General features: G+C 73.2%; 23 protein-coding genes. 15 read left to right on the forward strand and 8 right to left on the reverse strand.

Translation table 11 applies throughout. From position 1 onward, the window contains the following. Positions 1-28: 28 nt before the first annotated feature. The 6 genes from HD597_RS65175 to HD597_RS42910 all read left to right on the forward strand — a co-directional run bounded on the left by HD597_RS65175 (position 29) and on the right by HD597_RS42910 (position 7041). Entirely contained in the window at positions 29-2536 is a 2508-nt protein-coding gene (locus HD597_RS65175) for a LuxR C-terminal-related transcriptional regulator (RefSeq protein ID WP_276083168.1), read from the forward strand. Between the two features lie 73 nt (positions 2537-2609). Then, positions 2610-3002 (forward strand): GntR family transcriptional regulator, encoded by a 393-nt coding sequence (locus HD597_RS42890; protein WP_253751191.1) that lies wholly within the window; start codon positions 2610-2612, stop codon positions 3000-3002. Then, on the forward strand, positions 2999-3898 hold the full coding sequence (locus HD597_RS42895) for an ABC transporter ATP-binding protein (protein ID WP_253751194.1): 900 nt from the start codon (positions 2999-3001) through the stop codon (positions 3896-3898). Before HD597_RS42890 ends, HD597_RS42895 begins: the two co-directional genes overlap by 4 nt. Further along, positions 3895-4968, forward strand: a complete 1074-nt coding sequence (locus tag HD597_RS42900; RefSeq protein ID WP_253751198.1) for an ABC-2 membrane transporter-related protein — start codon at positions 3895-3897, stop codon at positions 4966-4968. The genes HD597_RS42895 and HD597_RS42900 overlap by 4 nt, the downstream gene beginning before the upstream one ends. 62 nt (positions 4969-5030) lie before the next feature. Then, entirely contained in the window at positions 5031-5930 is a 900-nt protein-coding gene (locus tag HD597_RS42905; protein WP_253751202.1) for an alpha/beta fold hydrolase, read from the forward strand. A gap of 19 nt (positions 5931-5949) precedes the next feature. Next, a complete protein-coding gene (locus HD597_RS42910) occupies positions 5950-7041 on the forward strand; it encodes a serine hydrolase domain-containing protein (protein ID WP_253751206.1) in 1092 nt (363 codons plus the stop codon). Positions 7042-7140: 99 nt separating this feature from the next. Here HD597_RS42910 and HD597_RS42915 read toward each other — a convergent pair whose 3' ends face one another. From HD597_RS42915 to HD597_RS42925, 3 genes are all read right to left on the reverse strand, one after another. Then, positions 7141-7479: a hypothetical protein gene (locus tag HD597_RS42915; protein WP_253751209.1), complete on the reverse strand. Its 339-nt coding sequence runs from the start codon at positions 7477-7479 to the stop codon at positions 7141-7143. A gap of 14 nt (positions 7480-7493) precedes the next feature. Then, complete coding sequence (locus HD597_RS42920; protein ID WP_253751212.1) at positions 7494-9626, reverse strand: hypothetical protein; 2133 nt, start codon at positions 9624-9626, stop codon at positions 7494-7496. A gap of 74 nt (positions 9627-9700) precedes the next feature. After that, positions 9701-10252 (reverse strand): NADPH-dependent FMN reductase, encoded by a 552-nt coding sequence (locus tag HD597_RS42925; protein ID WP_253751217.1) that lies wholly within the window; start codon positions 10250-10252, stop codon positions 9701-9703. 120 nt (positions 10253-10372) lie between these two features. Here HD597_RS42925 and HD597_RS42930 point away from each other — a divergent pair, with 120 nt between their 5' ends. After that, on the forward strand, positions 10373-11296 hold the full coding sequence (locus HD597_RS42930; protein WP_253751222.1) for an AraC family transcriptional regulator: 924 nt from the start codon (positions 10373-10375) through the stop codon (positions 11294-11296). On the opposite strand, the gene HD597_RS42935 is transcribed toward HD597_RS42930, so the two are convergent. Continuing rightward, positions 11293-12441 (reverse strand): DUF418 domain-containing protein, encoded by a 1149-nt coding sequence (locus HD597_RS42935; RefSeq protein WP_253751225.1) that lies wholly within the window; start codon positions 12439-12441, stop codon positions 11293-11295. The genes HD597_RS42930 and HD597_RS42935 overlap by 4 nt on opposite strands. Positions 12442-13003: 562 nt before the next feature. On the opposite strand from HD597_RS42935, the gene HD597_RS42940 reads away from it, so the two are divergent. The 5 genes from HD597_RS42940 to HD597_RS42960 all read left to right on the forward strand — a co-directional run bounded on the left by HD597_RS42940 (position 13004) and on the right by HD597_RS42960 (position 17770). Continuing rightward, positions 13004-13702: a hypothetical protein gene (locus HD597_RS42940; RefSeq protein WP_253751229.1), complete on the forward strand. Its 699-nt coding sequence runs from the start codon at positions 13004-13006 to the stop codon at positions 13700-13702. A 105-nt stretch (positions 13703-13807) separates the two neighbouring features. Next, the gene (gene otnK / locus HD597_RS42945) at positions 13808-15067 is read left to right on the forward strand and encodes a 3-oxo-tetronate kinase (RefSeq protein WP_253751233.1); all 1260 of its coding nucleotides are present in this window, start codon (positions 13808-13810) and stop codon (positions 15065-15067) included. A 140-nt stretch (positions 15068-15207) separates the two neighbouring features. Next, on the forward strand, positions 15208-15939 hold the full coding sequence (locus HD597_RS42950) for an ABC transporter permease (protein ID WP_253751237.1): 732 nt from the start codon (positions 15208-15210) through the stop codon (positions 15937-15939). Then, positions 15936-16724 carry an ABC transporter permease gene (locus HD597_RS42955; protein ID WP_253751240.1) on the forward strand — a complete coding sequence of 263 codons (789 nt, stop codon included), beginning with the start codon at positions 15936-15938 and terminating at the stop codon, positions 16722-16724. The genes HD597_RS42950 and HD597_RS42955 overlap by 4 nt, the downstream gene beginning before the upstream one ends. Before the next feature lie 74 nt (positions 16725-16798). Continuing rightward, on the forward strand, positions 16799-17770 hold the full coding sequence (locus HD597_RS42960; RefSeq protein ID WP_276083171.1) for an ABC transporter substrate-binding protein: 972 nt from the start codon (positions 16799-16801) through the stop codon (positions 17768-17770). 57 nt (positions 17771-17827) lie between these two features. On the opposite strand, the gene HD597_RS65180 is transcribed toward HD597_RS42960, so the two are convergent. After that, a complete protein-coding gene (locus tag HD597_RS65180) occupies positions 17828-20581 on the reverse strand; it encodes an AAA family ATPase (RefSeq protein ID WP_308210800.1) in 2754 nt (917 codons plus the stop codon). 147 nt (positions 20582-20728) lie between these two features. On the opposite strand from HD597_RS65180, the gene HD597_RS42975 reads away from it, so the two are divergent. The 3 genes from HD597_RS42975 to HD597_RS42985 all read left to right on the forward strand — a co-directional run bounded on the left by HD597_RS42975 (position 20729) and on the right by HD597_RS42985 (position 22813). Beyond that, complete coding sequence (locus tag HD597_RS42975; protein ID WP_253751246.1) at positions 20729-21298, forward strand: LysE family translocator; 570 nt, start codon at positions 20729-20731, stop codon at positions 21296-21298. A gap of 5 nt (positions 21299-21303) precedes the next feature. Further along, entirely contained in the window at positions 21304-21843 is a 540-nt protein-coding gene (locus HD597_RS42980) for a TetR/AcrR family transcriptional regulator (RefSeq protein ID WP_253751249.1), read from the forward strand. 124 nt (positions 21844-21967) lie between these two features. Continuing rightward, complete coding sequence (locus HD597_RS42985) at positions 21968-22813, forward strand: poly(ethylene terephthalate) hydrolase family protein (RefSeq protein ID WP_253751252.1); 846 nt, start codon at positions 21968-21970, stop codon at positions 22811-22813. 4 nt (positions 22814-22817) lie between these two features. Here HD597_RS42985 and HD597_RS42990 read toward each other — a convergent pair whose 3' ends face one another. Genes HD597_RS42990 through HD597_RS43000 form a run of 3 tightly spaced genes read right to left on the reverse strand, consistent with a single transcriptional unit; the run spans position 22818 to position 25484 of the window. Continuing rightward, on the reverse strand, positions 22818-24008 hold the full coding sequence (locus HD597_RS42990) for a hypothetical protein (RefSeq protein ID WP_253751255.1): 1191 nt from the start codon (positions 24006-24008) through the stop codon (positions 22818-22820). Between the two features lie 9 nt (positions 24009-24017). Next, positions 24018-24398, reverse strand: a complete 381-nt coding sequence (locus HD597_RS42995; protein ID WP_253751258.1) for a RidA family protein — start codon at positions 24396-24398, stop codon at positions 24018-24020. Positions 24399-24407: 9 nt separating this feature from the next. Next, the gene (locus HD597_RS43000; protein ID WP_253751262.1) at positions 24408-25484 is read right to left on the reverse strand and encodes an alanine racemase; all 1077 of its coding nucleotides are present in this window, start codon (positions 25482-25484) and stop codon (positions 24408-24410) included. Between the last annotated feature and the right edge of the window lie 8 nt (positions 25485-25492).

The raw sequence follows: 25492 nt of genomic DNA on the forward strand, positions 1-25492 counted from the left end.
TGATTCGGCGAGTAGTGTCCGAGCCACCATGGCCAGACCCCCGCGCCGCCCGGGCAACCTGCCCGCCGAGGCGACCAGCTTCATCGGCCGCCGTCGCGAGCTCGCCGCGGTCAGGAGGACGCTGGCCGAGGCCCGCCTGGTCACCCTCGTCGGGCCCGGCGGGGTCGGGAAGACGCGCCTGGCGCTGCGGGCCGCAGGCGAGCTCGGGCGGGGCTTTCCCGGAGGCGCGTGGCTGGTGGAGCTGGCCGACGTGCGTGATCCCGCCCTGGTGGGCGATGCCGTCATGGCGGCCCTGGACCTGAGGCCCCAGACGGCCGAGCCGCCGGCGGTGCTGGCGGCGTACCTGCGGGACCGGAGGCTGCTGCTGGTGGTGGACAACTGCGAGCACCTGCTCGCGGGGGCCGCCCGGCTGGTCACGGAGGTGATGCGGGCGGCGCCGGGCGTGCGGGTGATCGCGACCAGCCGGGAGCCGCTGTCGGCGCCGGGCGAGCACGTGGTGCCCGTCCCACCACTCGACCTGCCCGCACCACCCCCTGACCGGCCCGAAACGGACGGGCGGCCGGCGGAGGGCGGGCGGCCGGCGGAGGGCGGGCGGCCGGCGGAGGTGCGGCGGAACGAGGCGGTCAGGTTGTTCGCGGAGCGGGCCGCGGCGGCGTCGGGCACGTTCGAGCTGACCGCGGCGAACCAGGCGGCGGTGGCCGGGCTGTGCCGACGGCTCGACGGCGTGCCGCTGGCCATCGAGCTGGCGGCCGTGCGGACGCGGGTGTTGTCGCCCGAGCAGATCCTCGGCCGGCTCGACGACCGGTTCGGGCTGCTCACCGGCGGTGCGCGGGCGCTGCCGCGGCACCAGACGCTGCGTACCACCATCGACTGGAGCCACGACCTGCTGGGCCCGGCGGAGCAGGCGTTGCTGCGGCGGCTGTGCGTGTTCGCGGGACGGTTCACGCTGGAGGACGTGGAGGCGGTCTGCGCGCAGGAGCGCGAGGAGGCGGTCCGCGTACAGGAGGACGAGGGGGCGGTCCACGGGCAGGAGGACGAGGGGGCGGTCCGCGGGCAGGAGGGCGGGCTCGGGCAGCAGGTCCTGGACCGGCTGTCGTCGCTGGTGGACAAGTCGCTGGTGATCAAGGAGGACGCCGGTGACCTCGCCTGTTACCGGCTGCACGAGACGATGCGCGAGTACGCGGCGCTCAAACTGCGCGAGGCCGGCGAGGAGGAGGCGACCGGCAGGCGGTTCACCGGTCACTACACCGCGCTCTGCCTGCGGGCCGCGCCGCACGTACGGCGGCGGCTGGCCGAGTGGCTCGACTGGATGGACCTGGAGATCGACAACCTCCGCGCGGTCCTGCGGGGCTGCCTGACCCCTGACGGCGCGGGGCGCGGCATGAACCTGGTCTACGCCGTCGGCTACTACTGGATGACGCGCGCGCTCGGCGAGGGCGTCCGGTGGACGGAGGAACTGCTGGCCCAGCGGGGCGGCGGCCCTCCCGAGCGGGCCAGGGCCCTGTTCATGCGCGGTTTCCTGGCGGTGCTGCAGTCGGACGCGGCGAGTGCGAGGCCCGCGCTGGACGAGGCGGTGGCCAGGGCCGGGGAGGCGGGGCTGGCGTCCGTGCTGGCGCAGTCGCTGTCGCTGGCGTCGATGGCGGCGAGCATGTCCGGGGACCGCGCGGCGGCCCGGCGGCTGGGCGAGCGGGCCAGGGCCGCCGTGGCGCAGGCGGACGACGACGTGGCCGTGCTCATGTACCTGCAGTCGCGGGCGCTGAACGGGCTCTTCGAGGGCGACCTGGACGCGGCCCGGGAGGCGGCGGAGGAGGGTGTGCGTCTCGGCCGGGAGACGAGCGACCTCTACAGCCTGGACATGATGCTGCTGAACCTGGGCTGCGCCCGCCTGATCGCGGGCGCGTTCGACGAGGCGGGGCCGCTGCTGGCGGAGGCGCTGCGCGTGGCGTACCGGATCGACGACCGGGTGGGACAGTACGTCCTGCTTGACGCGCTGGGCTGCGTCGCAGCGGGCCCCGAGCGGGCGGGGACAGAGCAGGCGATGACAGGGCACGCGGAAACAGAGCGGGCGGGGACAGAGCGGACGGGCACCGAGCGGACGGGCACCGAGCGGGCGTGGCATGCGGCGTTGCTGATGGGGGCGGCCGAGACCGTCCGTACGGAGGCCGGGGCGAGCGCGCTGCCCTTCCTGGCGCCGCTGCTGGCCAGGGCCGAGGAGACGGCCAGGGCGGAGCTGGGCACGGCGGCCTTCGAGGAGGCGTACGCGGCAGGACGGCGCCTGAGCAGGGACGAGGCGATCGGCCGGGCGCTCGGCGAGCCCGCGCCACCCGCCGAGCCGCCGCAGGAGGAGACCCCGCTCGGCAGGCGGCAGGCGCAGGTCGCCCGGCTGGTCGCCGAGGGGCTCAGCAACAGGCAGATCGGCGAGCGGCTGTTCATCTCGGAGCACACGGTGGACAGCCACGTGCGCGCGATCATGAACAGGCTCGGCGTCAACTCACGGGCGCAGATCGCCGCCTGGATGGCCGCACCCCACCGGTGACGAGCGTTCTTTACTCCCGCCGTATGGTGACATGCCTAGAAAGACCTAGGACACTAGATAAATGGAGAAACCGGTGATCGAGTTCCATCTGGACAGCGGGTCGGGTGTCTCGCCGTACCAGCAGCTCGTCCGGCAGGTACGGCACGCGCTGCGGCTGGGCCTGCTGCGCGAGGGTGACCGGTTGCCGACGGTCAAGGAGGTGGTGGCGCAGCTCGCGATCAACCCCAACACCGTGCTGAAGGCGTACCGGGAGCTCGAACACGAGAAGCTCGTCGCCGCCCGGCCCGGCGTCGGGACGTTCGTGACGGCGACGCTGACCGACGCCACGCTCGCCGCGCACGGCCCGCTGCGGCAGGAGCTGCGGCGGTGGCTGGCCAAGGCCCGCGGGGCCGGCCTCGACGACGAGAGCATCGAGGCCCTGTTCATGACCACCTTCCGGAACACGGCGCAGGAGGACATCGCGTGACCGCTGTCCTGCAGGCCCAGGACCTGGGCAAGAAGTACGGCCGCCGCTGGGCGTTACGTGACTGCACGATCGACATCCCCGCCGGGCACGTCGTCGGCCTGGTCGGGCCCAACGGCGCGGGCAAGACCACGCTGCTGAAGCTCGCCTGCGGCCAGCTCGCCCCGACGTCGGGCCGGATCAGCGTGCTCGGCGGCCCGCCCACCGGCCAGGCGCAACTGGCCAGGGTCGGCTTCGTCGCCCAGGACACCCCCACCTACACCGGCCTGACCGTGGACGAGCACCTGCGGCTGGGCGCCAGGCTCAACCCCGGCTGGGACGCCGCGCTGGCGCGGGAGCGGATCGACCGGCTCGGCCTCGACCCGGGCCGCCGCGCGGGCCGGCTGTCGGGCGGCGAGCGGGCCCAGCTCGCCCTCACCCTGGGCCTGGCCAAGCGGCCCGAGCTGCTGGTCCTGGACGAGCCGGTGGCCGCGCTCGACCCGCTGGCCCGCCGCGAGTTCCTGCGGGGCCTGATGGAGGCCACCGCCGAGCACGAGCTGAGCGTGCTGCTCTCCTCGCACCTGGTCTCCGACCTGGAACGCACCTGTGACTACCTGATCGTGCTCGTCGACTCCAGGGTCCGCCTGGCGGGCGAGGTCGACGAGCTGCTGGCCACCCACCACCGGCTCACCGGCCCGCGCCGCGACCCCGGCCGCCTCCCCGCCGACCAGCACGTCGTCTCCGCCCGGCACACCGACCGGCAGAGCACGTTCCTCGTCCGCGCCGGCGGGCCGATCCTCGACCCCGCCTGGACGGTCGGCCGCCTCACGATGGAGGACCTCGTCCTGGCGTACATGGAGCAGGCCGCCCCCGCCGTCCCCGCTGCCCGCCGGCGGCCCGCGCTGGCGGTGGTGCGGTGATCTGGCTGGCCTGGCGGCAGTTCCGCGCCGCCGCCGCGATGACGGCCGCCGCGCTCGGCGTGCTCGTCGCGGTCCTGGCCGTGTCCCGCACCGCGCTGATCGACCAGTACGCGCAGGGCATCGACCTGTGCGCGCGGGGCGGCGACTGCGAGCGCTTCCTCGACCGGTTCTTCGACGAGCACCAGAACCCGTTCCTCGGCGTCACCGCCGCCTCCCTGGCCCTGCCCGCCCTGGTCGGGCTCTTCTGGGGGGCGCCGCTGATCACGCGCGAGCTGGAGTCGGGCACGCACCTGCTGGTGTGGAGCCAGAGCATCACCCGTACGCGCTGGCTGGCCGTCAAGCTCGCGCTCATCGGCGTGGCCGCCGCGGTGGCCGGCGGGCTGTGCGGCCTCGCGGTGAGCTGGTGGGCCGCCGCGCTCGACCGGGCCGCCGTGGAGTTCCCGCTGATGGGGCCGCTGGTGTTCGGCGGGCGCGGGGTCGCGCCCATCGGGTACGCGGCCTTCGCGTTCGCCCTCGGGGTGACCGTGGGGATGCTCGTGCGCCGCCTCCAGCCCGCGATGGTCCTCACCCTGGTGCTCTTCACCGCCGTCCAGATCGCCATGCCGCTCCTGGTCAGACCCCACCTGCTCCCTCCGGCCCGCGCCACCTTCGAGCTCTCCCCCGAGAACGTGGACCAGCTGGCCAGAGGCCGCGACGGCGCGCTGGCCGTGGCCGTGGACACGCGGGTGCCCGGCGACCCGGGCGCCTGGACGCTGTCCAGCCGGATCGTCGGCCCGCCGGGCGTCAGCACCCTCGCCGTCCCCGGCCTGGCGCCGGAGGACGGCACCCTCATCCCGGTGGCCACGGCCTCGGGTCCCTGCAGTCTCCGGGCCGAGCCGGAAGGGCCTCCGGAGCGGAGCAGGGACACCTGCCTCGACGAGATCAACCGGCTGGGTTACCGGCAGGACGTCACCTACCTCCCCTCCAGCCGGTTCTGGCCGCTGCAGTGGTTCGAGACCGGCATCTACGCCGCTCTCACGCTCGGGCTCATGGGGCTGTGCCTGTGGCTGGTCCGCCGCCGGCAGTTCTGAGGCGCACGGGCCGCATGCGGCCGCCTCCTCGACTTACGATGACGGGACGAGGAGGTCGTGCCGTGGTGAGCGAGGAGAAGGCGTTCGACGTCGGCCCTGCCGGGATCGAGGTGACGTACGAGCGGTCCGGCGACCCGCAGGCGCCGCCCGTGCTGCTGGTGATGGGCGCAGGCGCGCAGCTCATCCACTGGCCCGAGGGGTTCTGCGCCGAGCTGGCCGCCCGGGGCTGCCAGGTGATCAGGTTCGACAACCGCGACGCCGGCCTGTCGACCCACTTCCACGACGCGCCGGAGCCCGACCTGCCGGCCGCGCTGGCCGGTGACGCGTCCTCGGCCTCCTACACCCTGTCCGACATGGCGGCCGACACCGTCGGGCTGCTCGACGCGCTCGGGCTGGACAGCGCGCACCTCGTCGGCGTCTCGATGGGCGGCATGATCGCCCAGCAGGTCGCGATCGAGCATCCCGCCCGGGTCCGGTCCCTGACGTCGATGATGAGCACGACGGGGGCGCCGGGTGTCGGCGGGCCCGATCGCGAGGCGCTGTCCCGGATGACGGGGCCGCCGCCGGCCGTGCGGGAGGACGTGATCGAGCAGTGGGTCAGGGCGTTCCTGCTCGTCGGGTCGCCCGGCTACCCGTCCGGCGAGGACGAGCTGCGCGAGCGCGCCGCGCTCGCCTACGACCGGGCCTACGACCCGGCGGGGGTGACGCGGCAGAGCGTCGCGGTCCTCGCCTCGGGGGACCGGACGGCGGGGCTGCGTTCCGTACGCGTGCCGGCGCTGGTGATCCACGGGGCCGCCGACCTGATGTGCGACGTCAGCGGGGGCAGGGCCACGGCGGAGGCGATCCCCGGGGCCGAGCTGGTCGTCATCGACGGCATGGGGCACCACCTGCCCAGGGCGTTGTGGCCGCAGCTCGCCGCCCGCATCGCCGATCTCGTCCACCGCACCGAGACCGGCTGCTGACCCCGCCGAGGAGGCCCTCGTGAACGTCCTGCAGCGGCGGCTCCAGGACGCCGCCGACGAGCTCGTCCGCTCCGGGGCCGAGCGCGGGTTGCAGATCGCCGTCTACCGGCACGGCGAGCAGGTCGCCGACGTCGTGGCCGGGGCTGCCGACCCGCGCACCGGGCGGCCGGTGACGCCCGGCACGCCGTTCCACGTCTTCTCGGCGGGCAAGGGCCTGACGGCGGCCCTCGTGCACGTGCTCGCCGAACGCGGCGCGCTCGGCTACGGCACGCCGATCGCCGAGGTCTGGCCGGAGTTCGCGGCCCACGGCAAGGGGGCGGCCACGGTGCGGGACGCGCTGACGCACGCGACGGGCGTGCCGGGGCTGCCGGCCGACGTCACCCCGGAGGACCTGTGCGACTGGGACCGGATGTGCGCGCTGGTCGCCGGCGCCCGGCCGTGGTGGGAGCCGGGCACCGGGACCGGCTACCACTCCTACACCTTCGGCTACGTCGTCGGCGAGGTCGTGCGGCGAGTCACCGGCGTGCCCGTCTCCACTGCGTTCGCGCAGGAGGTGGCGGGGCCGCTGAAGGTGGCGGGTGAGCTGTTCCTCGGCGTGCCGCCGGCCGAGCTGGGCCGGCTCGCCCGGCTGGAAGACGTTCCCGGCTACGCCGAGGCGCCCGACGGCTCGCCCTCCCTCGCGGTGGCTCCGCGCGGGGTGCGGCCGACGGCCGCGTTCGGCAACCGGCCGGACGTGCTGTCAGCGGCGATCCCGGCGGCGGGCCAGTTCACCGCCCGGGCGGCGGCCCGCATGTACGCCGCCCTGCTCGGCCCGGTGGACGGCGTCCGGCTGATCTCCGCGGAGCGGCTGGGCGAGCTGAGCACCCCGGTCGTGGACGACGTGGACCGGGTGTTCGGCAACCGCGCGGTGCTGTCGAACGGGTACGCCGTCGGCCGTCTGGGCACCGATCCCGGGGACACGCCGACCGTGTTCGGCTGGGCGGGCAGCGGCGGCAGCTACGCCTGCGCCGACACGGCCACCGGCGTGGCGTTCGCGCTCGCCAAGAACCGGCTCGCCGCCGACTTCGCCACCGCCCGGGCGATCGGCGACATCGTCGCGGAAACCACCTGAGCAGGGCGCGTGCAGAGCGGGTGCGCAGGACGTGTGCGCAGGACGTGTGCGCAGGACGCGCGCGCAGGACGCTTGAGCGGGGCCCGGGGTCGCGCGGGCTCAGCCGATGGTCAGGCTGCTGTCGCCGTCGATGAAGTAGAAGAAGTCACCGTCCCCGCCGACCGAGGCGTCCGTGTACTCCCCGTGATGCGACCACGCCTCACCGCCGTCGTCCCCGACCGGCGGATCCCCGGGCGAGGCCGCCGGTCCCGCGTCCCACCCCTGATCCCACCCGTCACCCCAGCCCGCCGCCCACTCCTCGCTCGCCCAGACCGCGGCGGTGGCCACCCCGCCCGCCGCGACGGCGGCCGGGATCCAGAACCGGGTCTCCCCCGCCTCACCCGCGTAGGCCAGCGACTCCTCGCGTGCCCGGTCGAACCGGCTGGTGAACAGGGTCATGACGGCACCTCTCCTCAGAAGTCCAGGAACCGCGGCGTCCGCACGGACTCGCGGGCGGCACGCAGGTGATCGGCGATCTCACCGCGCCGCAGCCGCACCCCGGCCCCGCCCGGATACCGCCGCATCACGTCCAGCACGGCCAGCCGCCGGGCCACGGCCCGCAGCGCGGGCAGGCGGGCGGGCGGCGGCGCGGCGGCGATCTCCTGCCCGATGCGCCGAGCGCTCTCCCAGCGCGGCGCGAACACGTTCTCCGTCACCACGTACGCCAGCACCGGCAACGTCGCCCCGACCAGCGCGTTCCACCGATCCAGCACGACGGCCCAGCCCCGCTCCGACTGGGCGGTGACCTGCGCCTTGCGCTGCTCGCCCTGGGCGTGCGACGAGTACGCCTGGGAGATCCCCGACACCGCGAACACCGGGTTCAGCAGCGCCGCCGCCCCCAGCGACAGCGCCGCCCCGGCGTAGCCGACCTTGGGCAGCGCGTCGGGGTCGAGGTCCATCACGCGGGAGAGCTGCGCGGCCAGCGCCCCGGTCTCGGCGGCGGCCCGCTGCGCGGGGGCGAGCGCGGCCCGCAGCCTCGGCTCCCCCGCCTTCAGCCAGTCCGGCTCCACGCCGCCCGTGATCGCGGCCACGAGCAGCGCGTCGCGGTGCCGCAGGAAGGCCGGCAGCACGGTGGCGACCTGGTCGAGGTGGGCCTGCAGCTCGTGCAGCCCGACCTGGAGCACGGCGGCGACCCTGGCACGCTCGTCGCCGGCCTCCGGCAGCTCGACGGGCCGGGACAGACCGTCGGCGCCGATGTCGCCGAGCAGCGCCGCGTGCAGCTCGTAGAAGGGGCCGAACACGGTGTAGAGCAGGTAGTCCTCCTCCAGCCCGACGGCGGCGCGCAGCATGGCGGGCACCTGCGCGGCGCCCGCGCACGCGTTGCTCCACGCCCGCACCTCGGTGTGCAGCGCCTGGACGAGCTCGGGCTGGGCGACGACCCGCAGGTCCGTGCGTTCGGTGGTGAGCCGCAGCTCGGCCCGGGACGGCCCGGGCCTGCCCTCGACGGCCGTGATCCGCTCGTACGGGATCCGCACGTTCACCCCGTCGCCCTTGACCCGCATGCCGTCGGGCGCGAACGCGCACGCGACGGGCCGCCCGTCGGCCAGCTCGGCGGGCAGCACCCCCGATCCCAGCGTGCGCTCGGCGGCGGCGCGCAGCCCGGCGTTGCTGTGCAGCCGCCGCCCGAACACCTCGGACGCGCACTCCACGGTCACCGCCCCGTACGCCGGGCTGAACACCACGAACCGCTCGGCCGTCCCGGCGATGCGCAACTGCCGGTCACCGAGGTCGAAGCGGGCGAGCACCCGCTGGTCGTCCGGTGCCTGGAACTCCAGCGCGGCCTCGCTCAGCACGCAGTCGGCCCGCACCGCGTCCGTGCCGCCCAGGCCGCGCAGCGACACCGGCGCGGAGGTGCCCACCGTGCGCGTCCCCGGCCCGGCCGCCCCGATGACGGTGAGGAAGGCCGTCCGCACCTGCGGGGTCACGAGATGCAGGGTCGCACCGGTGAGGAAGTGCCCGCCGAGCAGGGCGCCGCCCCGCAGCTCGACCGCGCTCGGCCCGACGGGGGTCGCGGTGACCCGGTTCACGGGCCACTCCAGCGGGATCCGGCCGCGGCTGCGCAACTGCAGGCGACCGCCCGTGATGACCACGTACGCGGCCAGCTCGGCCGGGGCGTCGTCGTCCCCGGTCCCGGCCTCGTAGCGGGGTGTGATCGAGATCGCGCACGGGCTGACGAAGTCCGTGGCGGCGGCGTCCGGCATGAGCCTGCCACGCAGGCCGGTCAGCGCTGCCAGCGCCTGCGGCGGGAGCTCGCCGGTCGTGAGCTCGATGCTCCTGCCGTCCGGCAGCCGCAGGTCGGCGAGCAGTCTGGTGCTGCCGTCGACCAGCTCGATCGTGGCGTCCGGATCGGCGGCGGGGTCCAGCGTGGTGACGACCGGGTTGCCGAGCCCGCCGGTGTCGTGCACGTACACGGCGGGGTGGTCGGTCAGCAGCAGCGAGCGGGTGCCCGTCCAGGAGAACCCGGACGACTGGCGCTCCACGAGCAGGTGGTGGTGAGTGCTGTCGAAGACGACCCGTCCTCGTACGCTGCCCCAGGCGACCGGCATGGCCGCTCACCCCCCTTCTCCCAGGATCGTGCTCTCCTGGAGGGGCGACGTACAGGGAGAAATACGTACTCGGCTCAGGCCCTCAGCGGGCGCAGGGCCGAACCCCAGGCGTTGAGCTGGTCGAGCACGACGTTGAGCCGGTCCTGGTGGTGCTCGGCGGGGTTGAAGCCGTCGGTGAAGTCGGTCTGGATCGACAGGCCGACCTGGTTCGACACGGTGGCCACGCTGAGCAGGCCGAGGACGTGGCGCAGGTGCGAGATCGCCCGGGGCGCGCCGTCCACGCCGTAGCCGACGAACCCGGCCGCCTTGTTGTTCCACTCCGTGTAGAGGAAGTCGAGGGCGTTCTTGAGCGCGCCCGGGTAGGAGTTGTTGTACTCGGGGGTCACGATCACGAACGCGTCCAGGGACGCGATCTTGGCCGACCAGCGCCTGGTGTGCTCGTGCTGGTAGATGCCCGTGGCGGGGTGCTCGGGCTCGTCCAGGACGCCCAGGTCGTAGTCCTTCAAGTCGATGATCTCGTACTCGGCGTCGCCCCGCTTGACCGCCAGGTCGCGGACCCAGCTCGCCACCACTTCGCCGGCGCGCCCGGGACGGGTGCTGCCCAGGATGATGCCCACCTTCAGCATGTCGGTGCTTCCTCTCAGAATTCGGTTACTCGAAACACCGTAGGAGGGAAGGCTGAGATACTGAATGCGTTGCTGTCCCAGATTTATACGTCATCGTCTCAGGCCTTAGACTCAGCGCTCATGGATGTGCTGAGCGACGTGGTCGCGTTCATGCGGACGGGCCGTCCGGCCTCCACCCGTATCTCCTGGCGCGCCCCGTGGGGGCGGGCGTTCCCCGCGCTGCCCGGTTCGGTGGGTTTCCACGTGGTGCTGCGCGGGTCCTGCTGGCTCATGCCCGCGGACGGCGAGCCCGTCCTGCTCAGCGTGGGCGACGTGGTCTTCCTGCCGCACGGTGACGCGTTCGGGCTGGCCGACGATCCGGCGCGGCCGCTGGCCGAGTCGGACTGCGCGCTGCACTCCGAGCTGTTCGCCTCGGCCGGCTTCGACGGCACCGGCGCCGAGACGGTCATCCTGTCCTGCGGCTACCGCACCGATCCCGAGCGCGTCCACCCCATCCTGGGCTCGCTGCCCGCCGTCATCCACCTGCCCGCGAGGCTCGGCTGCAACCCGGAGCTGAGGGCCGCCGTCGAGCTGCTGGCCGGCGAGCTCGACAACCCGCGCCTCGGTGCGGACACCGTCGTGTCGTCCCTGCTCGACGCGTTGCAGCTGTACATCCTCCGGGCCTGGTTCGACAACGGCGACGAGCCCTGCACGCTGTCCGGCTGGGCGGGCGCGCTGGCCGACCCCGCCATCGGCCGCGCCCTCAACGCCATCCACAGCGAGCCCGGCCGCCGCTGGACGGTCGAGTCGCTGGGCGCCCACGCGGGGCTGTCGCGCGCCGGCTTCGCGCGCCGCTTCACGGCGCTGGTCGGGCAGTCGCCGCTGGCGTACCTGACCTGGTGGCGGCTGGCCAGCGCGGCCCGCATGCTGCGCGAGTCGGACGCGCCGGTCTCCGAGGTGGCCGAGCGGGTGGGGTACACCTCGGAGTTCGCCTTCGGCAACGCCTTCAAGCGGGAGTACGGCGTGGCGCCCGGCCGGTACCGCCGCTGCGCCACCGCGGCCTAGCCGCCGTTGGTGACGCGGCGCAGGACGTGCTCGACGGGGCCGTACCGGTGGGTGCGCAACCACCAGGCGCTCAGCCCCAGCAGGATCGTGTAGATCACCAGGGCCACGCCCATCACGGCGAGCGGCGACAACCTGCCCGCCAGCGCCAGGCCGTATCCCGTGAAGACCAGGCAGCAGAGCACCGACTGCCCGAGGTAGTTGGAGGCCGCCATCCGCCCCGCGGGTGCCAGCGCGCGCCCGACCGCGGGGAAGCGGCGGGTCACGCGCAGCAGGGTCACCATGTACGCGGCGGCCAGCGGCACCGAGGTGACCGTGGTCGCCGCCGTGCCGACCAGCTCCCACGCGCCGGGCCGGCCGGCCGTCACCGCGAGCAGGACCCCGCCCGGCAGCCCGAGGCCGAACCCGATCCACTGGATCCGCGTCGCCAGGCGCCACCACCGCCCGGTCTCCTCCAGCACCCTGGTCTTGCCCGCCGCCAGCCCGAACAGGAACATCGCCAGCGCCATCGGCCCCTGGAACGCCCAGACCATCGCGGCGAGCGCCGGGTAGAGCTCCAGTTGCAGGGTGAGCACGTCGAGCGGGCCGCCCGTGGCCAGGGCCATGGTGCGGGCCGCCGCCGCCGGGTCGGCCGGCGGGGCCTGCCCGGCCGCCGGGTCGAGGGTGGACAGCGCCGCGAGCCCCGCCCACAGCAGGGTCAGCACGCCCACGACGACCGACCCGGTCACCACGGCGGTCCTCGGCCGCATGCCGCGCATCGCGAGCAGGAGCAGGCCGAGCGCGGCGTACAGGGTGAGGATGTCGCCGATCCACAGCAGGATCCCGTGGGCCAGGCCGATCACGAACAGCCCCAGGCACCGGCGCAGCGTCCTGGCCCGCACGCTCGCTCCCGCCCGCTCCGCCGAGCGCATCTGGAGCGTGAACGAGTAGCCGAACAGGAACGAGAAGATGATGTAGAACTTGGTCAGCACGAGCGCGGTGACGAGCGAGGCCACCGGGCCGTCGGGGATGGGCATGGTGCCGTTGACGGCGTAGCCGGGGTCGGCGAAGTAGCCGATGTTGGCCACCAGGATGCCCGCGAGCGCGAACCCGCGCACCACGTCGATCTCGTGGACCCGGGTGGCGGGCGGCGTGCGCACTTCTGTCATGACGCCGAAGCTACGGACGGCGGGCCCGGGCGGGCATCCGACCTTGGTCTGGCTCCGCGCGTCCAAAGGATCGCGGGGCTGCCAGGCGTCCGGTGTGGCGATTGGTGGGGTAATTGGGGCAGAAGGTAAGGGGCTGCACCACAATGGGGGCATGGCATACCCTCCTCAGCCGCCGCAACCGCAGCCCCACCATCCTGGACCGTGGGGTGCCGGGCAGGGCCCGGGAGCGCCGCAAGGAGGCTACGGCCCTCCCCCGACCCACGGCCCCGCCCACGGTTACGGGCCTGCGCAGGGTCACGGGCCTGCCCAGGGTCACGGCCCCGCCCAGGGTTACGGGCCGCAGCATGCCCCGCAGCAGCCAGGCCCCGGCCGGCCGCCGCATGGCCCTGGGCCCGGCGCGGCGCCGCACGGCAACCAGCCGCCCCACGGAGGCCCACCGCCTTACGGGAACCAGCCCCCGTACGGGAACCAGCCGCCCTTTGGGGCCCCGCAGAGCCACGGCGCACCGGGTCAGGCCCCCAGACCCCCGGCCAAGAGCAACAACGCGCTGATCATCGGCGTCGTGGCCGGCCTGTCCGTGCTGCTCCTGGGCGGCGGCGGCTGGGCCGCGTACGCGTACCTGAGCTCACCCGGCCCGGCCCCCACGATCGCCATGCCCAGCAGCGCCCCGACCACCACCGCCCCCGCCCCGTCGGCCACCCCGGCCGAGTCGGACGAGCCCGCACCCGGCACGACACCGGACGAGACCCCCGATGAGACCCCGGCGACCTCCAAGCAGGCCCAGCCCGGCTCGCCGATCACCCACCAGGAGTTCGACGACTGGAACTTCGCCCTGGGCGGCATCAAGTTCAAGGCCGACAAGGTCGGTGGCTGGACCTACAGCTCGTGCACCCCGGTGGACGGCCAGGGCGTGCTGGCCAGGAACAAGTGCCAGCGGGCCGTGCAGCTCGCCTACTCCGCCTACAGCGGCCACCTCAAGGCCGTGCAGGTCATGATGTCCTTCCCCACCGACCGGGCCGCCAAGACCACGGCCGACCGGCTGGCGAAGCTGTCGTCGAACGCCGTCAAGTGGCGCCAGGACAAGGCGCTCACCCGCTACACCTACGGCAAGATCCTCTCGGGAGCGTCCAAGAACTACGTGGTCGTCACCATCGTCACCGCCGACAAGTCCGCCGGCACCAAGGCCCCGAACTTCCATGCCTACCTCCAGACCGACCACACCGGCTACTTCGAACTGCGCGACCAGACCATCACCAGCTGAACCCATCCCAAGGGGCGCGAATCGCCCGTGACCTGACGCCGATACCGTCGGCATCATGTTCGACTCGCACCACGACAGCATCGAGACCGGCTCAGCGGGGCACCGATGATCGGCGCCATCGCGGACGACTTCACCGGCGCGACCGACGTGGCCGTGGCGCTGCGCCGCCGGGGCATCCGCACCCTGCTCTACTTCGGGCTCCCTCCCCAGCGCGCCGAGGCCCCCGAGCACGACGCCGTCGTGATCGCTCTCAAGACCCGCACGGTCCACAAGGCCGACGCGGTGGCCCGCTCCCTGCGCGCGCTGCGCTGGCTGCGCGCCCACGGCGCCGCCGAGCAGGTCTACTTCAAGTACTGCTCCACCTTCGACTCCACTCCCGACGGCAACATCGGCCCGGTGCTGGACGCGCTGGCCGACGCCATGGACGTGCCCATCGTCCCCATGACGCCGAGCTCGCCCGAGCACGGCCGCACCCAGTACAACGGCTATCTCTTCGTCGGGGACGTGCTGCTCGGCGAGTCCCCCATGCGGCACCACCCGCTCACCCCGATGACCGACTCGTACCTGCCGCGCCTGCTGGAGGCGCAGAGCGCGTACCGGTCGGGGGTCGTGACGCTGCCGCACGTACGCGGGCGGGGGGTCGAGCGGCGGCTGGCCGAGCTGCGCGGGCAGGGGGTGCGGTACGCGTTCGTGGACGCGCTGGAGGACGACGACCTGATGGAGGCCGGCCGCGCGCTGGCCGGCGCGCCGCTGGTCGCGGGGGCGGCCGGGCTCGCGGGCGGGCTGGCGGCGGCTCATGCGCGGACGCGTGCCGGTGCAGGGCACGGCGGGGCGCCGGCGCCCGAGCCGTCCGGGCCGGCCGCCGTGCTGGCGGGCAGTTGCTCGGCCCGCACGCTTGAGCAGGTCCACCACATGATCGAGGCGGGCAGGCCGGCCTACCGGCTGGACGCGCTGGCCGACCAGAACGCCGACTCGCTCGCCAGGGGCGCTCTGGCCTGGTACGACACCCTGCGCCAGGGCACCGGCGCCCCCTTGATCTACTCGTCGCTGGAGCCGGCGAAGCTACGCCGCGTCCAGGAGGCGCTGGGGGTCGAGCGGTCGGCCTCGATCCTGGAGGCGGCCATCGGCCGCATCGCCAGGGGGCTGGTGGAGCGGGGCGTCACCCGGCTGGTCACGGCGGGCGGCGAGACGTCCGGCGCGGTCGTGAGCGCGCTCGGCGTGCCCGGTGGCGTGATCGGGGCCGAGGCGGCGCGCGGCGTCCCCTGGATCCTCCCCTCCTCCGGGCCGGCGCTGCTGCTGAAGTCCGGCAACTTCGGCGACCCGGACCTGCTGCTGGAAGCCTCCCTCGCCGATCCGCGCAATTGATCGTTTACGCTGGCTCCATATTCGCCGTCTCGGAGGAATATGGAGAGCTTCATGGCGTTTCTCCTCACCGGGGCGATCTTTTGATCCCCCGGCTTTTGTCCCGCCCCTTCGACAGCGCGTTATTCTGCGGTTTCCTCGGCGTGGCCGGTCTGCTCCTGCTCGCCGAGGCGGCGGGCCGGCTCGGGTTCGTTTCCACCGTGCAATTCCCGCTCGCCTCCACCGTGCTGGTCGCCGCGGCCGGGCTGGCGGCCGATCAGGAATTCCTGCTGGACGTCGGCGCCACCTTCGCGGCGTGGGCGCTGGGATTGTCGCTGACCGTGGCGTTCGCCGTGCCGGCCGGGCTGCTGCTCGGCAGCGTGCCGGCGGTGGAGCGGGCGCTGCGGCCGGTGATCGAGTTCCTGCGGCCGATCCCGTCCGTGGCGCTCATCCCGCTCGCGGCGTTCGTGTTCACCGAGCGGCTGGACATGAAGATCGCGATGATCATGTACGCCTCCACGTGGCCGATCCTGATCAACACCATGTACGGCCTGAGAGAGGTCGATCCCCTGGCCAAGGAGACCCTGCGGACGTTCGGGTTCGGCCGGCTGGCGGTGCTGCTGCGGGTCTCGCTGCCGAGCACGGCCCCGTTCATCGCGACCGGGGTGCGGCTCGCCGCCACGATCGCGCTCATCCTGGCCATCAGCACGGAGTTGCTCGCGGGCGGCTCCGACGGGATCGGCGCGTTCATCGTCCTGGCCGGCAGCAGCCCTGACGGGCTCACCCTGACCGTGGCCGCCACCGTCTGGGCGGGGCTGCTCGGCATCGCCACGAACGGCGCGTTCGTCTGGGCGGAGCGGCGCCTGTTCCACTGGCACCCGGGAACGGCCGCATGACCGCGATCCGGCGCGTGCTCGCCCGGCTGGCGAGGCTGTGGGTGGTGCCGCTCGTGCTCCTGGTGTGGGAGCTGGCCACGCGGGCCATGGAGCACCCGTTCTTCCCGCCCCCGTCGGTCATCGTCGGGCACATGCGCGAGCTGTGGTTCACCGGCTCTCCCGCCCGGCTCTGGCTGAACGACACCGCCCTGGCCAACTTCCCGCAGAGCCTCGGGCGGCTGCTGGCGGGCTGGGTGCTGGCCGGGGTGGGCGGGGTGGCGATCGGCGTGGCGATCGGGCGCTCCCCGCTGCTCTACCGCTTCCTCGATCCGATCATCCAGTTCGGCCGGGCGCTGCCCGCGCCGGCGCTGCTGCCGATGTTCCTGGCGCTGTTCTCGACGGGCACGCGCATGCAGATCGCCACGATCACGTTCGGGATCGTGTGGCCGGTGCTGTTCAACGCGGCCGACGGGGCGCGCGGCGTCGAGCCGCTGCATCTGGAGACGGCGCGGGTGTTCGGGCTCACGCGCGGGCAGCGGCTGCTGCGGGTCGTCCTGCCGTCGGCGGCGCCCAAGATCTTCGCGGGGCTGCGGCTCAGCCTGTCGCTGGCGCTGATCCTCATGGTCATCGCCGAGTTCTTCAGCACCGAGGGCATCGGGTTCCAGCTCCGGGCCGCGCAGCGGGCGTTCGACCTGCCGGGCGTGTGGGGAGCGATCGTGCTGCTCGGAATCCTCGGCTATTTGCTGAACCAGGGCTTTCTGCTCCTAGAGAAAAGAGCGCTCACCTGGCATGACGCAAAAATGTAGCGAATCTGAAACGCGATTGGAGTTAGGCTCACAGATCGGCCTTGTCGGACGCATTTACTCCATGAGGAGCGTTCATGTTAGGTTTCCGGCACCTGCCCGCCCTCTGTATCGCGGCCTTGCTCGTCACCGCTTGCGGCGGAGGAGGCGATTCGGCCCCTCAATCCAATGGCCCGGAAAAGACCGAAATCAGGATCGGGATGTTGCCGCTCCCGGAGGTTGCTCCCATTCAGCTCGCCATCGACAAGGGCTATTTCGCCGCCGAAGGGCTCAAGGTACAGACGGAGCTGATCTCGGGCGGCGCGGCGGCGATGCCCGACCTGGTCTCCGGCAAGATCGACGTCCTGCACAGCAACTACGTCTCCGCCCTGCTCGCCTCGGCCAGCGGCACCGTCAAGATCAAGGTCGTCGGCGACGCGTACGCCGCCCAGCCCGGCAACTTCCTGCTCATGACGAAGAAGGACTCGCCGATCACCGAGATCGCCGACCTCAGGGGCAGGACGATCGGCGTGAACACCCTCAACAACATCTCCACCCTCTCCGTGAGCGCCCTGCTCAAGCCCGCCGGGCTGCGGCCGGAGGACGTCAAGTTCGTCGAGCGGCCGTTCCCGGAGATGGCCGGCGCGCTGGAGAGCGGCCAGGTGGACGTCGCGCTCCTGCCCGAGCCGTTCCACCAGGCGGCGGCGAAGACGCTCGGCGCGATCACCCTCAGCGACCTGTTCACCGGCACGCTGGCCGACTTCCCGATCGCCGGCTACCTCGTCACGGAGAGCTTCGCCCAGCAGAACCCCAAGGCCGTCGCCGCGTTCCAGCGGGCCCTGCGCAAGGCGACCGAGCTGGCCCGCTCGGACCTGGCCGAGGTCACCGCCGCGCTGCAGAAGTACACCAAGATCGACCAGGAGACGGCCTCGACGATGAAGCTCGGCGGCTTCTCCACGGCCGTGGATCCGGCGCGGGTGCAGCGGGTGGCGGACCTCATGCTCGAGTTCGGCTACCTGAAGCAGAAGTTCGACGTGAGCACGATCCTCGCCGGAGGCGCCTCCGGCTGACCTCCGCCCGCCGCCGGAAGCGGGCCCAGCAGACCGGCCCGGCCCGCCCGCCGGCGGCTACCCCAGCAGCCCCAGCCGGCGGGCGGCGGCCGCCGCCTGGGTGCGGGTGGAGACGTCGAGCTTGCCGAGGATGTTGGACACGTGCACGCTCACCGTCTTCTGCGCGATGAACAGCCGCTCCGCGATCTCCCGGTTGGTCAGCCCCTCCGCCACCAGCCGCAGCACCTCGACCTCCCGCGCCGTCAGCCCGCCGTCGCCCTGACCGCCGGGGCCGGCGGCACCGCCGAAGCGGGCCCGGCGGCCGAAGTCGAGCAGCGCGTTCTCCAGGGGCGCGGCGCGCAGCTTGCCCGCCGCCTCCCTGGCCAGCTCCCACTCCGTCTGGGCCGCGTCCCGCTCGCCCGCGGCCAGGAGCGCCTCGGCCAGGCGCCACCGGGCCCGCGCGGCCTCGTACACGAACCCGAACTCGAACGCCTCCACCACCCTGCGCCACGACGCCACGTCGAGCCGCCCGTGCACGCGGTGCCACTCGGCCTCCACGCGCAGCGCCCACGCCTTCCCCTCGGGCCCGAGGTGACCGCCGTCGCCCGTGGGCCCGGCCTCGACGGCCTGGCGGGACTGGGCGCGCAGCTCGTCGGCGCCCTCGGTGGTGCCGAGCTCGGCCAGCGCCCACAGCCCGATGGCGGCCATCCGGACGTTGCCGGACTCGCCGTCCATCTGCCCCGCGAGGACCGCGCGTACGTGGTCGAGCGCGGTGGCGGGATCGCCGTGCCACAGCGCGTGCTCGGCCGCCAGCCCTCTCGACATGTACGAGGCCAGCGGATCGGACCAGAAGGGCCGCAGCCAGCTCAGCCGCGACTCGACCGCCGGCAGGCCGCGCGCCACCTCGATGAACAGCGCGAACGACGACAGGATGGCCTCCGGCACCGTGCCGACCCTGGCGCCGAAGCCGCTCGCCACCGCCTCCGCCTGATCCCACTCCCCGGCCACGTAGTGGATCAGGAAGCGCAGGAACCGCAGGTCGGTGCCGTAGGTGCTCCACTTGAGCCCGGTCTCGAACGCCAGGCGGACGCCGTCGTCGGCCACCTCCGCGGCGTGCGCGAGCAGCCCCTGCTCGTAGTGGATGCGGGCGTGGTGGAAGCGAGCCCGCAGGTCCATGGCCAGGTCGCCGGTGGGCCCGGCCATGGCCGCGTCGACCAGCTCGTGGGCCTGGTGCAGGTCGCCGCGCAGCTCGACCAGCGTGGCCAGCGTGAGCATGGCGCCCACCTCGGCGTCTCTGACCCCGGCCGCGCGGGCGGTCTCCAGCGCCTTGGTGGCCCGGGCCTCGACCTCGCGGTGCCGCCGGCCCCACAGCAGCGTGCGGGCGTGGGTGGCCATGGCGCGGGCGAGCGTCACCTGGTCGCCGGCGCTCTCCACCGCGCGCTCGGCCGCCGCGACCGCGCCCTCCGCGTCGTCCGACTCGTACAGGTAGTAGGCGAGCCGCTCGCTCACCTCGGACGTCTGCGGCAGCACGCGGAGCTGCACCACGGCGCGGTGCTTGTCGCCGCTGTCGGCGGCCATGACGGCGCTGCGGAAGGCCAGCTCCACGCGGCTCTCCCCGGCCAGCCGCTCGGCGTCGTCCACCCGGTCCCACAGGCCGAGCGCGCGGTCGTAGTGGCTGTGGGCCTCGGCGGGCGCGCCGACCCGCTCGGCCTGCCTGCCCGCCTCGGCGGAGGCCGCCAGCGCCCCGGCCAGGTCGTGACCGGCGAGGTGGTGGTGGGCCAGCTCCGCGGGCGAGGTGAGCAGGCGGGCGAAGGCGGCGTGCAGCCTGGTGCGCTCGCCGGGCAGCAGGTCGGTGTAGACGGCCTCCTGGAGCAGCGCGTGGCGGAAGGCGTAGCCGTGCCCCCGCACCTTGAGCAGCCCGCGCGAGACGATCTCCCTGACCGCCTCCTCGAACTCGGCCAGCGGCAGCCCGGCCACCTCGCGCAACAACTCGTCCTCGACGCGGCGACCGGCCACGGCGGCGGCCCGCAGCACCCGCTGCCCGGCCTCCGACAGCACCTCGACCCTCGACATGAGCAGGCTGGCCAGCCCGTCGGGCAGGCTGTCGCCCTCGGCCATGGCCGCGTACAGCTCCTCGGCGTAGAAGGGGTTGCCGTCGGCGCGGGAGACGATGAGGCCGAGCCCCTGGGCGTCCACCTCGCCCAGGGTGGCGACGTAGTCGGACATCTCGCCCGGGTGCAGCGGCCCCAGCTCCACGCTCATCACGGTGGGCAGGCGCTTCAGCTCGGCCAGCACGGACCGCAGCGGGTGGCGGCGGTGCAGGTCGTCGGTGCGGTAGGTGCCGACGACGCAGACACGCTCGCTCTGCACCATGCGGCTGAGGAAGACCAGCAGGTCGCGGGTGGAGCGGTCGGCCCAGTGCAGATCCTCGATCACGAACAGCACCGGCTGCACGTCGGCGAGCAGGCCGAGCAGCGAGCCGAACAGCCGCTGCTGGGTGAGCCCGGCCGAGGGCGCGCTCTCCGTGCCCGGCAGGAGCTGGCCCAGCATGGGATGGCCGGCGGCCGCCTCGCGCACGGCCGGCTCCGCGCCGCGCAGGGCGTCGGCCAGCGGCAGGTACGGCAGCGCGTCACCGAGCTCGGCACACTGCCCGACCAGCACGTTGAACCCGCGCTCGCGGGCCTCGGCGGCCAGCTCGGTGATCAGCCGGGTCTTGCCGATCCCGGCGTCACCGCCGACGAGCGCAACCCCCGCCATGCCGTCGCCGGCGGCGGCCAGCACTCGCACCAGCCCTGCCAGCTCCGCGGATCGCCCGACAAGAAGACCGTTCACGCCTGAAACTATGCCAGAGCGGACCGACAACCCATTGGTCCGGGAAACCGGCGGGGAATTGGCCCTCTTCGACATACCAAGACCATCCTACGCTGCTCTTTCGTGATATCTCCCGCCACGTTCGCGCTCTTCCTCACAACCTCGGCCTTGCTCGTCGTCATCCCGGGGCCGAACCACCTCTACATCACCGCCAGAGGGCTCTCCCAGGGCAGGGTGGCGGGCCTCGTCAGCGCGCTCGGCGTCGAGATCGGGACGCTGGTGCACATCGCGGCCGCCGCCGCGGGCCTGTCGTACGTGATCGCCCGGTCCGCCACGCTCTACACGGTGATCAAGTGGGCCGGCGTCGCCTACCTCGTGTACCTGGGGATCCGCGCGTTCACCGGCAGGCAGGGCGCGGCGGGGCGGCCGGAGCCGCAGCCGCTGCGCAAGGTGTTCCTCGAAGGCGTGCTGGTCAACGTGTTCAACCCCAAGACCCTGCTGTTCTTCCTGGCGCTCCTGCCGCAGTTCGTGCGCCCGGAGTCGGGCTCGCCGGCGCTCCAGGTGGTGGTGTTCGGCTGCACGCTGCTGCTCCTGGGGCTGATCTCCGACATCGTGTACGCGCTCACCGCCGGCGCCCTGGGCCGCCGCCTCGACCGCGCGGCCAGGAGCCTCCGGTACGTGAGCGGCGTCGTCTATCTCGGGCTCGGCGTGTTCACGGCGTTCACCGGGAGACAATGAGCCGCATGGCGCCGAGGAAGCAGCAGGAGATCTTCGATGCGACGTTGCGGCTGGTCGCCGAGAGGGGCTACGACGGGCTGACCGTGGAGGGGGTCGCCGAGCGCTCGGGCGTCAACAAGACGACGATCTACCGGTGGTGGCCGTCGAAGGCGGCGCTGCTGGGGGCGGCGCTGGTCGAGTCCGACGTGCTCGGCTTCGACAGCCCCGACACGGGGAGCCTGCGCGGCGACCTGGTGGCGCTGGTCGAGGGGGTCAGGCGGCTGCTCACCGAGCCTCCGGGCAGCGACATCGCGGTGGCCGCGCTCGGCGCCGCCGTACGCCATCCCGAGCTGGACGCGCGGCGCTTCTTCGCCGACCGGTTCGCCAGGGAGCGGGAGATCTTCGAGCGCGCGGTGGGCAGGGGCGAGCTGAAGGCGTCGGCGGACCCGATGCTGATCGTGGACCTGCTGGCGGGCGCCGTGTGGATGCGGTCGGTCTTCCGCGGGTTGCGGGTGGACGACGACTTCGCCACCGAGGCGGTCTCGGCTCTTCTCGACGGCATCTAATAGCGGACCGTTTCTATGACGGTCGGCATCGGTAATATCACCAGTCATGCTCGTGATCCATTGATCCCGGTTATCCCCTGTGCGAAGGTCGCGGCACCGAGTCGAGCGACCCCCAGGAGGATTCATGAAGCTCGGGCAGCTCATCCGACGCGTCACCGCGGCCGGGGCCGGGATCGTGATGGCCGGCGCGATCCTGACCGTGCCGGCCGCTCCCGCGCACGCGGCCCCCGGCGGCTCAGGCCCCTATCCGGCCGACTACGAGACCACCCTGCGCCTGCCCCGCCACACGATCTACCGCCCGGCCACCCTGCCCACGGGAGTGCTCCTGCCCATCGTGGCCTGGGGCAACGGGGCCTGCCGCGCCGACGGCACCTGGTTCGAGCTCTTCCTGAAGGAGCTGGCCTCCCACGGCTTCCTGGTCATCGCCAACGGACGCCCCGGGGGCACCGGCTCCACCGACGCCGACATGCTCATCGACGCGATCGACTGGGCCGTCGCCGAGAACAGCCGGCTCGCCAGCAGGCTCCGGGGCCGGATCGACACCACGAAGATCGCGGTGATGGGCCAGTCCTGCGGCGGGCTGGAGGCATACGAGGTGTCGGATGATCCGCGCGTCACGACAACTGGTATCTGGAACAGCGGCATCATGAGCGCGCTGGACAAGGCCCAGCTCTCCCGCCTGCACGCGCCCATCGGCTACTTCATCGGCGGCCCCAGCGACATCGCCTACCAGAACGCACTCGACGACTGGAACCGCCTGCCCGCCGGGCTGCCCGCGTTCATGGGCAACCTGGACGTCGGGCACTTCGGCACCTACTCCCAGCCCAACGGCGGCGAGTTCGGCCGGGTCGGGGCGCTCTGGCTGAAGTGGCAGCTCAAGGGCGACGCCGCGGCCAGGGCCGCGTTCGTGGGCCCGGACTGCGGGCTCTGCTCGGGCCCCTGGCAGGTCAGGCAGAAGAACCTCTCCTGAGCGGCTAGAGCGACAGCGCGGCCGGGATGCGGTCGAGGACGGGGTGCGGCACCAGCCCGTACGCGTAGAAGTCCACCGCCAGCGCCCCGGCCGCCTTGGCCCCCCGCGCCTTGGCCACCAGCCGGTCGACGGAGTCGCTGTCGGGATGGCCGGGCCGCAGCACGGCCCGCACCTCGCGGTCCTTGCCCACCGAGCGCAGGTAGGCCCCCACGTCGTCGGCCACCCGCGCCGCGTCACGCGCGTAGGCCAGCACCCCGAACGCGGGCACGAGGTCCCCCAGCGCCACCAGGTCCACCCCGAGCTGCCAGGCGTCGTGCGCGGCCAGCCCGGGCGTGGGCAGCCCGTCGGTGTAGCCCTTGACCGCCCCCGTCGAGTCGATGAACACCAGCTTCGAGCCCTCGTCGGCGACCGCCGAGGCCACCTCCGACACCAGCGTCGTCACCGTCTCGGAGCGGGCGCGGGCGTAGGCGACGACGTCCGGCCCCGCGTAGGCGGTCAGCGCCGCCCTGGTGACCTCGCCCTGCGCCGGCGGGTCGCCGTCGAAGACGCCGCCCACGATCCGCGCGCACTCCTCGCGCGCCACCTCCGCGTTGACGCCCAGGTCGGTGGCCCGGCGCATGCAGTAGTCGCAGAAGCACAGCGCGAACAGGTAGGCGTCCATCGGCCCGAGCGGCACGAACGAGCGCTGCGGCTTGAGCGGCCTGAAGTGCAGCGACTCGGCCACCACGCTGTCGACCCCGAGCCTGGCCACCGCCCTGGCCAGCGCGACGGCGTAGTCACGCACGTCGGGGTGGGCGGGGCACAGGTCGGTGAGCGAGCCGCGGTCGCCGAAGCAGTCGCGCACGGTCACGTCGGGATGTTCGGTGCCGAGCGTGGCGTTGCGCAGGAAGACGGTCCAGCCGTGCAGCTTCATGGACCGTTTCGCGCACGCCTCGCGGAGCCCGTCGAAGGCGTCCGCGTAGCCGGGCACGGGAGCCAGCCGGAGCCCGTCGAACAGCTCGGGCGGCGGGGTGAAGTGCGCCCCGTCGTGGCGGATCGTCAGCCGGGACAGCCCGTGCGGGGTGACGTCGCGGGAGGCGTGGTGCACCGCGCCGACGGTGATGCCGGACACGCCGTAACCGCTGACCCTGTCGAGCACCCGCTCGACGCCCTCGCCGCGCAGGTCCTCGACGAAGACGTACACCGAACTGTCCACACGCAGACCTTAAGCGCTCTTGTACGCGACGAAGTCGATCTCCACCAGGATGTCCATCAGGTCGGACCCCACCGTGGTGCGCACGGGGTAGGGCTGGTTGAAGTACGACTTGTACACCTCGTTGAACGCGGCGAAGTCGCGCTTGAGGTGCTGCAGGTGCACCGTGGCCTTGACCACGTCGTCGAAGCCGAGGCCGTGGGCGGCCAGGATGGCGCCGAGGTTCTGCATGGTGCGGTGCGTCTGGGCGGCCACGTCGTCGCCGACGAGCTCGCCGGTCTGCGGGTCGAGCGGGCCGGCGCCGGAGGTGTAGACGAAGTCGCCCACGACGATTCCCTGCGAGTAGGCGCCGATGGGGGCGGCGCCCTCCGTGGTCCGGAGCTCCTTTTTCACTGAATCTCCCTAGAAATTCGTGCTTATCGTGCCAACGACACGGTAGTCCCGGTCCACCAGCGGCAGCACGCGCCACTTGTCGAACGCCGTGCAGGGATGGGAGATGCCGAACGCCAGCAGGTCACCGGGCTTGAGCCCGGTGGCACGGACCACGGTGTGCTGATCCTGCATCTTCACGATCGTGACGCCGCCGCGGCGCGGGATCGGCAGCCCCTCGTCGTACGGCGCGTCACGCTTGCCCATGCCCACGATGGCCAACCCCGGCTCGGGCACCGACAGCACGTGCGCCCACACCTCCAGGGCCGGGCGCAGCTCCCCGTCGATGCGGTTGAACGGCGTGCGCTCGCGGTAGTAACCGTCGTCGTGGGTGACGTAGGCGCCGCTGCGCAGCAGGATCCTGGCCTGCGTGGCGACCAGCTCGCGGCCGATCACGTCGAACCACTGGCTGCCGCCCACGGTGAGGTAGGGGTTCTTGACGCGGACGTGCTCGACGGCCTCCTGCAACGCGGCCAGGTACTTGCGCACCTCGTCGGCCGTGCGCAGCCCGCCCTCGTAACCGGCCACCCCGGCCAGCTCGACGCCGGGCGTGGCCTGCGCGTACGAGGCCACCTCCAGCAGCGCGCCGAGCGTCCTGCAGCCGGCCCGCCCGCCCTCGTGCCCCAGCTCCACCAGCACCCGGAACGGCCGGGAGCCGGCGTGCGCGGCGAGGATGTCGATCCCCGTCGTGGAGTCGGCGAAGCTGAGGAACTCGAAGCCCGGATCCCGCTCCAGCTCGTGCGCGGCCCAGGTGAGCCCGGCGGGATCGACGACCTGGTTGGCCACCAGGACGCGACCGACCCCGAACGCCCTGACCGCCTCCGCCTGGCGGGGCGTGGCGACCGTGAGCCCCCACGCGCCGGCCGCGAGCTGCCTCGCGGCGATCTCGGCGGACATGTGCGTCTTGGCATGGGGCGCCAGCTCCATGCCGTGGTCGCGGACGAAGCCCGCCATCGTCGAGACGTTGTGCTCCAGCGCGTCCCGGTGCACCACCATGGCGGGAAATTCGAGCCCGCCGTCGAAGACCGACTGGCCGAGGATCGCCGGCACAACACCCC

This window comes from Nonomuraea thailandensis, assembly GCF_024172165.1.
Taxonomy (GTDB): domain Bacteria; phylum Actinomycetota; class Actinomycetes; order Streptosporangiales; family Streptosporangiaceae; genus Nonomuraea; species Nonomuraea thailandensis.